The following is a 13,205-nucleotide window of genomic DNA, read 5'->3' as shown; positions in this document are numbered from 1 at the left end:
GCGGGACAATAGGGTGACCTCGGATTCTCAAGAGATTTCTACGCCCATGCAAGATTTGACGCTGGTAATGGCGCAGTTGGACCCACTGGTGGGAGATATCCCCGGCAACGCCGAACGCGCCATCGAAGCCGTCCGCGAGGCGCGCATCGAACATGGCGCCGACATCGTGGTGTTCCCCGAGCTTTTCCTGAGCGGCTACCCCCCCGAGGATCTTTTGCTGCGTCCTTCCATGGAGACCCGTTTGCGCGAGGCGCGTTCCCGCATGGCCGCCAAGATGTCGCGCGATGTGTTGGTGATCATCGGTTATCCCGGGCGGCGTGAGGGGCTTGGCTACAATCTGGCTGGGCTGCTCTACAACGGCGAATGGATCGGCGAGTACGCCAAGCAGGCGCTGCCCAACTATCAGGTCTTCGATGAGCGTCGTTATTTCGCCACTGGCGAGCAGAGCCTGGTGATCGAGCACAAAGGCGCCAAGCTCGGCATCTTGATCTGTGAAGACATCTGGGACGGTGGCCCGGTGCGGGCGGCCCGCGATGACGGCGCGGACATCCTCGTCACGCTCAACGCCTCGCCCTACCATCAGGACAAGCCGGCCGAACGCCTGCGCCTCTTGGAGCAGCGTGCGGCGGAGGTGTCGTTGCCACTGGTTTATGTCAATACTATCGGCGGCCAAGACGAGCTGGTGTTCGACGGTGGCTCGGCCTGTGTCGACGCAAGCGGCCAGGTGCGCGTGGTGGCGCCCTACTGGCAGGCGGGGCTGATGCCGGTACAGTTCGTCCAGGAGTCGGGCGTCTGGGAGCCACGCGAGGGCGAGATCGAGCCCATGGAGGAGCCCGAGGAGAGTCTCTACTGCGCGCTGGTCAGCGGCGTGCGCGACTACGTTAACAAGAGCGGTTTCCAAGGCGTGGTGCTGGGCCTCTCCGGCGGTATCGACTCGGCCCTGTCGCTTGCCATCGCCGTGGATGCCCTGGGGCCGCAGCGGGTGCATGCAGTGATGATGCCGTATCGCTATACCGCCGACATGTCCCAGGAAGATGCCGCCGAGCAGGCACGGCTGCTCGGCGTGCATTACGAGGTGCTGCCCATCGAGCCGATGGTCGACGCTTTCATGGCAACGCTGGCCGAGACGTTCGCCGGTACCGAGCGCGATACCACCGAGGAGAACCTGCAGTCGCGCTGCCGCGGCGTGCTATTGATGGCGATCTCCAACAAGAAGGGCCTGATGGTGCTGACCACCGGCAACAAGAGTGAGATGGCGGTGGGCTATGCCACGCTCTACGGCGACATGGTGGGTGGCTTCAACGCGCTCAAGGATGTCTACAAGACCTGGGTCTACCGTCTGGCACGCTGGCGCAACGAGCAGTCGCCGGCGATTCCCGAACGAGTGATCACTCGCCCACCCTCGGCCGAGTTGGCACCCGATCAACAGGATACCGACTCGCTCCCCGACTACGATACGCTTGATGCCATCCTGGCTCGCTACATCGAAGGTGACATGAGCGCCGAGGCCATCATCGAGGCGGGCTTCGACCGCGATGACGTTTATAAGGTGGTCAAGCTGGTCGATCGCAGCGAATACAAGCGTCGCCAGGCGCCGGTCGGCGTGCGGGTGACGCCGCGAGGATTCGGTCGCGACCGTCGCTACCCCATCGTCAACGGCTGGCAGCCCGGCGACTGACGACGCTGTCAGGCCAAACGCAAGAACCCGCGAGCAGGCTCGCGGGTTCTTCGTCTCGGCTCGACGGATGAATCAGGCGGAGAGCGATTGGGCGCGCACGTGCTGTGGCTGGAAGGTGCGGCCACGCAGGCGGTCGTTGCCGGGATCGTTCTGAATCAGTACCTGCAGCACTTCACGCGCACGGTCGCGCATGTCGAGGCCCAGGTAGCCTTCGACCATTACCGCCAGTGCATCGCGGGTGGCTTCGGCTTCCGGATAGTTCTCGATCACCCAGCGGCCACGCTCGACGGCGGCCAGATAGGCGCCCTTGCGCAGATAGAAGTCGGCGACGTGCAGTTCGTGGCGTGCCAGCACGTTGCGCAGGTAGACGATGCGCTGCTCGGCGTCGGGAGCGTACGCGCTGTCCGGATAGCGCGACACCAGTTCGCGGAAGTCGGAGTAGGCGTCGCGCGAGGCACCCAGGTCGCGCTTGGAGATGTCGATCAGGCGCAGGCGCTCGAGACTGAAACGGCCCGCTTGCCAGGAGGCCAGCCCGCGCATGTAAAGCGCGTAGTCGGCCTGGGGGTGCGTGGGGTGCAGGCGGATAAAACGGCTGGCGGCGGCGCGGGTGGCCTCCCAGTCTTGGGTCTCGTAGTAGGCATAGATCAGCTCGAGCTGGGCCTGTTCGGCGTGGCGGCCGAACGGATAGCGCGTGTCGATGGCCTCGAGACGCGAGATGGCGGTGGTATAACGTCCGCCCTCAAGCGCGTTGCGTGCCTCTTCGTAGAGCTGTTGTTCGGCGACGCCTTCGAACTCGTCTTCTTCTTCCGTGGCCGACCTGCCAGCACAGCCGGTGACCAGAGCGGTTACCAGAAGCAGGGCGACAAGGCGTGTAGCGATGGGGGAAACGCGCATCGTGATCCTCGTATCTAACAACCCGTGTCGGCCATGGTAGAATTGGCCATAACCCGTCCACTATAAAGCACCTTGGGTAAAAACGCAGTCCGAGGATGCTCTTCAGCGACAACCTTACTATGTCCCAGACCGTGGAAGCCCAGCAGCGCGTGCCCATCTCCCTGGCCGGGAGCCGTCTCGACCAGGCCGCCGCCGAACTTTTCGCCGAGCACTCCCGCGAGCGCCTCAAGGGGTGGATCAAGGAGGGTGTGCTCACCGTGGACGGTCGTCCGGGCAAGCCCAAGGATAAGATGGCCGGCGGCGAGTGGCTGCAGTTGGCGGCCACGCTTGAGGAGGAGGTGCGCTTCGAGGCGGAGGCGATCCCGCTCGAGATCGTGTACGAGGACGATACGATCCTGGTGATCGACAAGCCGGCCGGTCTGGTGGTGCATCCGGCGGCAGGCAATCCCGACGGTACCCTGCTCAATGCCCTGCTGCATCACTGCCCGAGTTTGGCCACGGTGCCGCGTGCCGGTATCGTGCACCGACTGGACAAGGACACCACCGGGCTGATGGTGGTAGCCAAGACGCTCGCCGCCCAGACTGCCCTGGTGGAGCAGCTCCAAGCTCGCACGGTATCGCGCGAGTACGATGCGGTCTGCGTCGGCGTAATGACTTCCGGCGGGACGGTGGATGCTCCCATCGGTCGTCATCCCAAGGATCGCAAGCGCCAGGCGGTGCATGTCAGCGGCAAGCCGGCGGTCACCTATTATCGCGTGGTCGAGCGCTTCCGCGCTCATACTCACGTGCGTTGCCGGCTCGAGACCGGGCGCACCCACCAGATCCGTGTACACATGGCCCATCGGCGCTTCCCGCTGATCGGCGATCCAGTATACGGTGGTCGGCTCAAGCTGCCGGCCGGGGCCAGCGAGGAACTCAAGACGCTGCTGCGGGAGTTTCCCCGGCAAGCGCTGCACGCCAGGAAACTGGCCTTCCTGCACCCCGCCAGCGGCGAGCCGGTCGAGTTCCGTGCCGCGCTGCCCGATGACCTGCTGCTGCTGATCGACTACCTGCGTGACGACCACGAGGCCATGCGCTGAGGAGCCCGGATGAGCGATGCCCCCCACTTGCAACCGACCCTGATCGAGCCTGACTGGCCGGCGCCCGCTAGCGTCGGAGCCTTCGTCACGACGCGTGAGACCGGGCCCAGTCAGGGCGAGTTCGCCTGCTTCAATCCGTCCGATGGGGTAGGGGACAATCCCGCCCATGTGGCGCTGTGCCGTCGGCTGCTGTCCAACGAGCTCGAAGACGATCGGCCGCTGCTGTGGCTCAGGCAGGTGCATGGTGCCCGGGTGCAGCCCAGCTACAGTGACAGCGTGCCCGAGGCCGATGCCTCGGTGGCCTTCGATCGCGGCCATGCCTGCGTGGTGTTGACGGCCGACTGCCTGCCGGTATTCCTATGCGATCGCAAGGGCACTCGGGTCGGCGTGGCCCACGCCGGCTGGCGAGGGCTGGCCGGTGGCGTGCTGGAAGCCACGGTGGCGGCGTTGGCCACCCCACCGGAGGAACTGATGGCCTGGCTGGGGCCGGCGATCTCCAACGCCCAGTTCGAGGTGGGGCCGGAAGTGCAGCAGGCCTTCGTCGGTGTGCATCCGGAGGCCGCGGCGGCGTTCGATCCCAGCCCCTATCGCCTGGGCCACTACATGGCCGACCTCTACAAGCTTGCCCGCCTGCGCCTCGAGCGACTCGGCATCGCATACATCAGTGGTGGGCACTTCTGCACGGCGTGCGAGCCGCGCTTCTACTCCCATCGCCGTGACGACGGCAAGACCGGGCGCATGGCCAGCGTGATCTGGCTGCGCTGATCTGCGTCAAGCTGCCGCATCCTTTCCCTGGCTGGCGACTTGAAAGCCGGCCAACCTGACTCCATTGAATCTGTCAATACGATATGGCAGGGCCAAGCGGCGCGTCCGAACGCGCCGCCACCCCGATGGAGGAAAGCGAATGCGTTTCGACAAGTTCACCGCCAGGCTGCAGAACGCCGTGGCCGATGCCCAGTCCCTGGCCGTGGGACGCGGACACAATCAACTCGAGCCTGGCCACCTGCTGCTGGCGTTACTGGACGCTCGCGATACCGGCATTAAGGCGCTCGTCCAGAAGGCCGGCGGTGATGCCGCGCGGCTGCGCGACGCCCTGGCCGGACATCTCGACGATCTGCCCAAGGTCGGCCAGTTTACCGGCGAGGTGCAGCCCTCGCGGGACCTGATCAAGCTGTTCAACCTGACCGACCGCGAGGCCCAGCAGCGCGGCGACCAATACATTGCCAGCGAGCTGGTGCTGCTGGCCGCTCTGGAAATGGGGCATGCCGTCACCAAGTTGCTGACTCAAGCCGGCGTGACTCGCAAGGCCCTGGAGCAGGCCATCGACAGCGTACGCGGCGGCGAGCGGGTCGACGACCCCAACGCCGAGGAGAGCCGTGAGGCACTCGAGAAGTACACCCTCGACCTCACTGCACGCGCCGCCGACGGCAAGCTCGACCCGGTGATCGGTCGTGACGACGAGATCCGCCGTACCATCCAGGTGCTGCAGCGGCGCACCAAGAACAACCCGGTACTGATTGGTGAGCCCGGTGTGGGCAAGACCGCCATCGTTGAGGGCCTGGCCCAGCGCATCGTCAATGGCGAAGTGCCGGAAGGCCTCAAGGACAAGCGTGTACTGTCGCTCGACATGGGCTCGCTGCTGGCCGGGGCCAAGTTCCGCGGTGAGTTCGAGGAGCGCCTCAAGTCGGTGCTCAAGGAGCTGGCCCAGGAAGAGGGGCGGGTCATCCTGTTCATCGACGAGCTGCATACCATGGTCGGTGCCGGCAAGGCTGAGGGTGCCATGGACGCCGGCAACATGCTCAAGCCGGCACTGGCTCGCGGTGAACTGCACTGCGTGGGGGCAACGACTCTCGATGAGTACCGCAAGTACATCGAGAAGGATGCCGCGTTGGAGCGGCGCTTCCAGAAGGTGCTGGTCGACGAGCCCTCCGAGGAGGACACCGTGGCGATCCTGCGCGGCCTCAAGGAGCGCTACGAAGTGCACCATGGCGTCGACATCACCGACGGTGCCATCATCGCCGCGGCCAAGCTGTCGACCCGCTACATCACCGACCGACAGTTGCCCGACAAGGCCATCGATCTGATCGACGAGGCTTCCTCTCGAATCCGCATGGAACTCGACTCCAAGCCCGAGGAGATGGACCGGCTCGACCGTCGCCTGATTCAGCTCAAGATGGAGCGCGAGCACCTCAAGAAGGAGACCGACGAGGCCTCCAGGAAGCGCCTCGAGAGCCTCGAGGAGCAGATCGACGAGCTCGAGCGCGAGTACGCCGACCTCGACGAGATCTGGAGGGCCGAGAAGGCCAGCATTCAAGGTGCCGCTCAGTTCAAGGACGAGCTCGACCGCGCCCGCATCGACCTCGAGCAGGCGCGCCGCCAGGGTGATCTCGCGCGCATGTCGGAGCTGCAGTACGGCGTCATACCCGAGCTGGAGAAGAAGATCGCCGAGTCCAGTGAGGCCGAGACCGACACCTCGAGCCACAAGCTGCTGCGCTCCAATGTCACCGAGGAGGAAATCGCGGAAGTCGTATCGCGTTGGACCGGCATTCCGGTGGCCAAGATGCTCGAGGGCGAGCGCGACAAGCTGCTGCGCATGGAAGAGGCGCTCCACCAGCGGGTGATCGGTCAGGACGAGGCGGTGACCGCCGTGGCCAACGCCGTGCGTCGCTCCCGTGCCGGGCTCGCCGACCCCAACCGGCCCAACGGCTCCTTCCTGTTCCTCGGCCCGACCGGGGTGGGCAAGACCGAGCTGTGCAAGGCGCTGGCGAGCTTCCTGTTCGACACCGAGGAGGCCATGGTGCGTATCGACATGTCGGAGTTCATGGAGAAGCACTCCGTGGCTCGCCTGATCGGCGCGCCTCCCGGCTATGTCGGCTACGAGGAGGGCGGCTACCTGACCGAGGCGGTACGGCGTAAGCCTTATTCGGTGCTGCTGCTAGACGAGGTGGAGAAGGCGCACCCGGATGTGTTCAACATCCTGCTGCAAGTGCTGGAAGACGGGCGTCTCACCGATGGTCAGGGGCGCACCGTGGACTTCCGCAACACCGTGATAGTGATGACTTCCAATATGGGCTCGGACATCATCCAGCGGATGGGCGGTGACGATGAGCAGTACGAGGAGATGAAGCGTTCCGTCATGGATGTGGTAGGCATGCATTTCCGCCCAGAGTTGATCAACCGCATCGATGAAGTGGTGGTGTTCCATGCCTTGCGTCAAGAGCAGATCGAAGCCATTGCCGGCATTCAGCTCGATCGTCTGCGCGCACGCCTGGTCGAGCACGGCATGCAACTCGAGGTCAGCGACGAGGCGATGGCGCAACTTGCACTGGCGGGCTTCGATCCGGTGTTCGGTGCGCGGCCGCTCAAGCGGGCGATCCAGAGCCGTATCGAGAATCCATTGGCCCAGGATCTGCTGGCTGGCCGTTTTGCCTCCGGCGATACCATCCACGTTGAGGTGGAAGACGACAAATTCGTCTTTCGCGCTTGATACAGAGTCATAACGCGTTACCCGGTGCAGAGCCTGGCGAGCGACTACACTGTCTTATAGGTTGCGTCCTGTAACCCCCTTGCCCGCCCGCATATTGCCGGCGGGCTTTTTTACGCTGTGCTTCCGTTCGCAGCCGTAACACAGTTGACACTGCCGCTAGGCTGTTGGAATCTTGAGCGTTCCTGATTTGCGGGCACGGACACCAGCGGGCAACCCCCCATTTCCGTGCGAAGGGTAGGCCTAGTAGCCTCTACCCGCCGAAGGACTCCGGAACCGGCCAACCGCCGGATTCGGCCAATGCCCCGACGCGGCGATCCGCCGCGATAGGGAACGGCAGGTTGATGTCGCAAGCGCAGCATCGGCCGGTGTTCCCGAAGAGAGTGCAGGCCCCAACAGGGCTAACCAGCCAGGGTTTGGCATCAGGTGTCGGCCTCGCCGACAGCGGCATACCGCCGCACTCGACCCCGTGCCCATCCAACAAGGGTACGGATCGCACTCGAGACCTCCAGGGGAGATACACAAGTGGAATTGCTTTCCGGCGCGGATATGATCGCCCGATTCCTGCAGGATGAAGGCGTCGAATACATCTATGGCTATCCGGGCGGCGCGGCGCTGCACATCTACGATGCACTGTTCCGTCAGGACAAGGTCAAGCACATCCTGGTGCGCCACGAACAGGCGGCCACTCACGCTGCCGATGGCTACGCCCGAGCCTCCGGCAAGCCCGGCGTGGTGCTGGTCACCTCCGGCCCCGGTGCCACCAACGCCGTTACCGGCATTGCCACCGCCTACATGGATTCGATTCCCATGGTGGTGCTGTGTGGTCAGGTGATGAGTCACCTGATCGGTGACGACGCTTTCCAGGAAACCGACATCATCGGCGTGACCCGCCCGATCGTGAAGCACAGCTTCTCGATCAAACACCCGACCGAGATTCCCGAAGTTCTGAAGAAAGCCTTCTATCTGGCCTCGACAGGGCGGCCCGGCCCAGTGGTGGTGGACATTCCCAAGGACATGACCGCGCCCACCGAGCGTTACGAATACGTTTACCCGAAGAAGGTCAAGCTGCGCTCATACAACCCAGTGGCGCGGGGGCATACCGGCCAGATCAAGAAGGCCGTCGAGATGATGCTCAAGGCCAAGCGGCCGGTCTTCTACACCGGCGGTGGGATCATCACCGGGCGCGCCTGCGAGGGGCTGACCGATTTGGTCAAGCGGCTCGGCTACCCCATTACCACCACGTTGATGGGCATCGGCGCCTACCCGCAAAGCGATCGCCAGTGCCTGGGCTGGCTGGGCATGCACGGCTCCTATGAGTCCAACATGGCCATGCACCATGCCGATCTGATCATCGCCATCGGGGCGCGTTTCGACGACCGTGTGACCAACAACACCTCCAAGTTCTGTCCCACCGCCAAGATCATCCATGTCGACATCGACCCCAGCTCGGTGTCGAAGACGGTGCGTGCCGACGTTCCCATCGTGGGGCCGGCGGCCAGCGTGATCGACGAGATGATAAGCCTGGTGCAGGGCAAGGAGATCGCCTATCCCGAAGCCTTGGAAGAGTGGTGGAGCAAGATCGACGGCTGGCGCGAAGAACGCCGCGGCAAGCTCTACGAGCCTTCGAGGCCGGGCGAGCAGCTCAAGCCGCAGGAGGTGATCGAGGCGCTGTGCGAGGTCACTCGCGGGGAAGCCTACGTCACCACCGACGTGGGCCAGCACCAGATGTTCGCTGCCCAGTACTACAAGTTCGACAAGCCCAATCGCTTCATCACCTCGGGCGGGCTCGGCACCATGGGCTTCGGCTTCCCGGCGGCCATGGGCATCAAGCAGAACTTTCCCGAGGAGCAGGTGGTTTGCGTCACCGGCGAAGGCAGCTTCCAGATGATGATGCAGGAACTCTCCACCTGTAAGCAGTTCGGCGGTGGGGTGAAGATCATCAACCTGAACAATGCCTCGCTGGGCATGGTGCGCCAGTGGCAGGACCTCAACTACAAGTCGCGCCATGCGCACTCCTACATGGAGTCGTTGCCCGACTTTGCCAAGCTGATCGAGGCTTATGGCTTCACTGCGTTGCGGGTGGAGACGATGGACGAGCTGCGCCCGGCGCTGGAACGTACTTTCGCCGACAAGCACGAGTTGGTGTTCGTCGATGTCATCGTCGACCCGCGCGAGCACGTTTATCCGATGCAGGTGCCCCTCGGCTCCATGCGTGACATGCTGCTTTCCAAGACGGAGCGGACCTGATGCGCCATATCATCTCGATTCTCATGGAAAACGAACCGGGCGCACTGTCTCGCGTGGTAGGGCTGTTCTCGCAACGCAACTTCAACATCGAGACGCTCAACGTGGCGCCCACCGAAGACCCGTCGCTGTCGCGGCTGACCGTGACCACCGTCGGCGACGACCGGGTGATCGAGCAGATCACCAAGCACCTCAACAAGCTGATCGACGTGATCAAGCTGGTCGACCTCACCGAGGGCAACCATATCGAGCGCGAGTTGATGCTGGTGAAAGTCAAGGCGCTGGGGGCGGCCCGCGACGAGGTCAAGCGTACCGTCGATATCTTCCGCGCGCAGATCGTCGACGTCACACCAAGTCTCTATACGGTGCAGATCACCGGCGATGCGTCCAAGCTCGACGCCTTCCTGCAGGCCATGGGGCCGGTGGGAATCCTCGAGGTGGCGCGGACCGGGGTTTCGGGCATAGCCCGTGGCGACAAGGTGCTCTCGCTCTGATCGACGAACGCACTCGTGACGTAAATCAACATCGCAGAATGTTAGGCCGCCCTTCGGGGCGGCTTTTTCGTCCTAACGTTCGGTGACCGTTTCCCACAGCGCCTGAATCAGCGGGCTCTTGAGCTGACGGTTGAGCACGCACAGGCCGACATCGTAGTAGGGCAGTTCCGGTTTGACCGGCAGTACCCGCACGCGCTCCAGGAGCGGACTGTTGTCGAGCACAATCTTCGGCACCACGCCGATACCGAAGCCGAGCCCCACCATGCTGACGATCGCTTCATGCCCTGCCACTTGGGCGTAGATGGTGGGCGAGACTCCCAGGGCGCGAAACCAGGTGTCGACATAATCTCGCGACAGGCCCGCCTCGGATAGGATCATGGGTACCCCCTGCCACTGCTCGACGGAAGGCGACTCCGGGGTGGTGGGAATCCAGGCTGCCTGTTCCACGGGGGCGATGAAGACCAATGGTGAGCGGGTCAGCGATTTGAAGGCCAGGGCGCCGGGAGCACTGCGTGGACGCGGCGTGATGGCCATGTCCTCTTCGCCGGCCAGCACGCGGTTCATCGCCTCGGCAGGATCTCCGGTATGGAGCTTGAGCTCGATCCGTGGGTGGCGCAGGCGAAAGTCGCTGAGCAAGTCGTACAGGAAGCTGTAACTGGCCGTGACCGAGCAATAGATGCTGATCTCCCCAGCGAGTTCTCCCGTCTCGCTGCTGAGGCTATGCCGTAACAGCTCCCATTGGGCGAGGGCCTCGCGGGAGTACTCTTGGAACTGCCGGCCCTGACGGGTCAGGGTGACATGGCGGTTGTCGCGCACGAACAGCACCACATCGAGATGCTCCTCGAGCTGACGAATGGTGCGGGAGAGCGTCGAGGGGCTGACGTGGCACATCTCGCTGGCACGTCCGAAGTGCAGCGTTTCGGCCAGGGCGAGAAATTGTTTGAGCGGTCGCATGTCCATTGCCACATTATTGCATGATCCGGGATGTAACGTTGCAAATATCGCGTTTTACGCAACGAGTGTGTGGCGTTAAGGTTGACCCATCGAATGAACCGACTCCCAGCGCCGCGACAGACGGCGCGGGTGGCCATCAACGCTGACACCAATCGAAACCACACACTTCGCTTTCAGGAGCACCGCCATGCGTGTCTATTACGACAAGGACTGCGACCTCGCTCTCATCCAGGGCAAGAAGGTCACCATCGTGGGTTATGGCTCGCAGGGCCATGCCCATGCCAATAACCTGAAGGAATCCGGCGTCGACGTTACCGTCGCCCTGCGGGCCGGTTCTTCTTCTGCAGCCAAGGCCGAGACTGCCGGCCTGAAAGTGGCCTCTGTCGAGGAGGCATGCAAGTCCGCCGACGTGGTCATGATCCTGGCGCCGGATGAAAACCAGAAGGCGATCTACGAGAACCAGGTCGAGCCGAACCTGAAGGAAGGCGCTACCCTGGCCTTCGCCCACGGCTTCAACATCCACTACAACCAGATCGAGCCGCGTCGCGATCTCGACGTCATCATGATCGCGCCCAAGGCGCCGGGGCACACCGTGCGCTCCGAGTTCGTCAAGGGTGGTGGTATTCCTGACCTGATTGCCATCCATCAGGATGCCTCCGGCAGGGCCAAGGAGCTTGCGCTATCCTACGCTGCGGCCATCGGCGGCGGCCGTAGCGGGATCATTGAGACCACCTTCAAGGATGAGACCGAAACCGACCTGTTCGGCGAGCAGGCCGTGCTGTGCGGTGGTGCGGTGGAGCTGGTCAAGGCGGGCTTCGAGACCCTGACCGAAGCGGGTTACGCTCCCGAGATGGCTTACTTCGAGTGTCTGCACGAACTCAAGCTGATCGTCGACCTGATGTATGAGGGCGGCATTGCCAACATGAACTACTCCATCTCCAACAATGCGGAGTATGGCGAGTATGTGACCGGTCCCGAGGTGATCAACGAGCAGTCCCGCCAGGCCATGCGCAATGCACTCAAGCGCATCCAGACCGGTGAATACGCCAAAATGTTCATTCAGGAAGGCAACACCAACTATCCCTCGATGACGGCACGCCGGCGTCTGAACGCCGAACACGAAATCGAGCTGGTTGGCGCCAAGCTCCGCGGCATGATGCCGTGGATCGCCGCCAATCAGCTGGTGGACAAGTCCAAGAACTGAGTCGCCAGTTTCGCTCGAACGACACCAAGGGCGCGGATTCTCCGCGCCCTTGGTGCGTTAGGGCTATGCGCACTGCGCTTTTCGCTCCGGTAGCACCGTGTAGAATGAAGGCTTCATCATGAGCTACCCCATTCTGGCAACGGACGAGACGAATGAGTCAGGATCCCCGCAGTACCGAGCATGACCCACGCCGCGCCGACACTGAGTCAGGCTCTACCGATGGCAAGGGAGGCCAGCTTGACGAAGAGGATCTGGCCGCCGCCTTTGTACGCGAGACGGAGGTAATCGAAGAATCGATCGAGGATGGCAAGAAGGTCAGGCGCAGGGGTATTTATCTGCTGCCCAACTTGTTTACCACCTCGGCGCTATTCGCCGGGTTCTTCTCGGTAGTGGCCGGCATCAATGGCGATTTCACTGCGGCAGCGGTGGCAATATTCATTGCCATGGTGCTCGACGGCCTGGATGGGCGTGTTGCCCGTTTGACCAATACCCAGAGCGCTTTCGGTGCCGAGTACGACAGTCTCTCCGACATGCTTTCGTTCGGCGTGGCGCCGGCGCTGGTGGCGTTTACCTGGATTCTTCAGGACATCGGTAAGACCGGCTGGGTCGTGGCTTTCCTCTACGTTGCCTGTGCGGCACTGCGCTTGGCGCGGTTCAATGTGCAGATCGGCAGTGTCGACAAGAAATGGTTCATCGGCTTGCCAAGCCCTTCGGCCGCGGCTTTCGTGGCGGCAAGTGTATGGACTTTCCACAGCTTCGATGCCGAAGCCTTTGGCTTCAAGCTGTTGATGCTGATCGTCGTCGCCACTGCCGGCATCCTGATGGTGAGCAACATCCGCTACTACAGCTTCAAGGATATCGACCTGAAGGGGCCGGTACCCTTCGTGGTGCTGCTGGCCATCGTGCTCGGCTTCGTGGTGATCTCGGTCGAACCCTCCGTGATGCTGCTACTGCTGTTCGGTGCCTATGTGGCTTCCGGGCCGACGCTGGCCATCATGCGCAAGGTGCGACATTCTCCGCCTGAGAGCTGAGCCGATCGCGAGGTATTTGCGCCCGCCCCGCGCGGGCGTCGTCGTCTCCGGTCCCGGTGCAAAACCATCCACAGCCCCTCGTTTGCAAGCGCCTGTGGATAGCTTGCTCGCCCGTGTCCTGACATCGCATTGTCACGCTC

General features: G+C 63.1%; 10 protein-coding genes. 8 read left to right on the top strand and 2 right to left on the bottom strand.

All coding sequences use genetic code 11. The features are described from left to right. Positions 1 to 46: 46 nt before the first annotated feature. Complete coding sequence (locus HOP51_RS20430; protein ID WP_234275709.1) at positions 47 to 1,678, top strand: NAD+ synthase; 1,632 nt, start codon at positions 47 to 49, stop codon at positions 1,676 to 1,678. Between the two features lie 72 nt (positions 1,679 to 1,750). Here the strand turns inward: HOP51_RS20430 and HOP51_RS20425 are convergent, their stop codons facing one another. Next, positions 1,751 to 2,572 (bottom strand): outer membrane protein assembly factor BamD, encoded by an 822-nt coding sequence (locus tag HOP51_RS20425; RefSeq protein ID WP_234275708.1) that lies wholly within the window; start codon positions 2,570 to 2,572, stop codon positions 1,751 to 1,753. Positions 2,573 to 2,691: 119 nt separating this feature from the next. Between HOP51_RS20425 and rluD the strand changes: the two genes are divergently transcribed. The 5 genes from rluD (at position 2,692) to ilvN (ending at position 9,876) form a co-directional block, all read left to right on the top strand. After that, positions 2,692 to 3,651, top strand: a complete 960-nt coding sequence (gene rluD, locus HOP51_RS20420; protein WP_234275707.1) for a 23S rRNA pseudouridine(1911/1915/1917) synthase RluD — start codon at positions 2,692 to 2,694, stop codon at positions 3,649 to 3,651. Positions 3,652 to 3,660: 9 nt separating this feature from the next. Beyond that, positions 3,661 to 4,416 (top strand): peptidoglycan editing factor PgeF, encoded by a 756-nt coding sequence (pgeF, locus tag HOP51_RS20415; RefSeq protein ID WP_234275706.1) that lies wholly within the window; start codon positions 3,661 to 3,663, stop codon positions 4,414 to 4,416. Between the two features lie 139 nt (positions 4,417 to 4,555). Next, on the top strand, positions 4,556 to 7,138 hold the full coding sequence (clpB, locus tag HOP51_RS20410) for an ATP-dependent chaperone ClpB (RefSeq protein WP_234275705.1): 2,583 nt from the start codon (positions 4,556 to 4,558) through the stop codon (positions 7,136 to 7,138). Positions 7,139 to 7,660: 522 nt separating this feature from the next. Next, on the top strand, positions 7,661 to 9,385 hold the full coding sequence (locus HOP51_RS20405; RefSeq protein WP_234275704.1) for an acetolactate synthase 3 large subunit: 1,725 nt from the start codon (positions 7,661 to 7,663) through the stop codon (positions 9,383 to 9,385). After that, positions 9,385 to 9,876, top strand: a complete 492-nt coding sequence (gene ilvN, locus HOP51_RS20400; protein WP_104205163.1) for an acetolactate synthase small subunit — start codon at positions 9,385 to 9,387, stop codon at positions 9,874 to 9,876. Before HOP51_RS20405 ends, ilvN begins: the two co-directional genes overlap by 1 nt. Before the next feature lie 72 nt (positions 9,877 to 9,948). Here ilvN and ilvY read toward each other — a convergent pair whose 3' ends face one another. Then, positions 9,949 to 10,836, bottom strand: coding sequence for an HTH-type transcriptional activator IlvY (gene ilvY / locus HOP51_RS20395; protein ID WP_159554839.1), 888 nt, complete (start codon positions 10,834 to 10,836; stop codon positions 9,949 to 9,951). Positions 10,837 to 11,017: 181 nt separating this feature from the next. Here ilvY and ilvC point away from each other — a divergent pair, with 181 nt between their 5' ends. After that, entirely contained in the window at positions 11,018 to 12,034 is a 1,017-nt protein-coding gene (gene ilvC, locus HOP51_RS20390; RefSeq protein WP_234275703.1) for a ketol-acid reductoisomerase, read from the top strand. 152 nt (positions 12,035 to 12,186) lie between these two features. After that, positions 12,187 to 13,065, top strand: a complete 879-nt coding sequence (gene pssA / locus HOP51_RS20385) for a CDP-diacylglycerol--serine O-phosphatidyltransferase (RefSeq protein WP_234275702.1) — start codon at positions 12,187 to 12,189, stop codon at positions 13,063 to 13,065. The last annotated feature ends 140 nt before the right edge of the window (positions 13,066 to 13,205 follow it).

The sequence above is a fragment of the Billgrantia zhangzhouensis genome, from assembly GCF_021404465.1.
Classification (GTDB): domain Bacteria; phylum Pseudomonadota; class Gammaproteobacteria; order Pseudomonadales; family Halomonadaceae; genus Halomonas; species Halomonas zhangzhouensis.
Note: the sequence above shows the minus strand (reverse complement) of the source record. Positions and strands in the feature narration are given on the sequence as shown.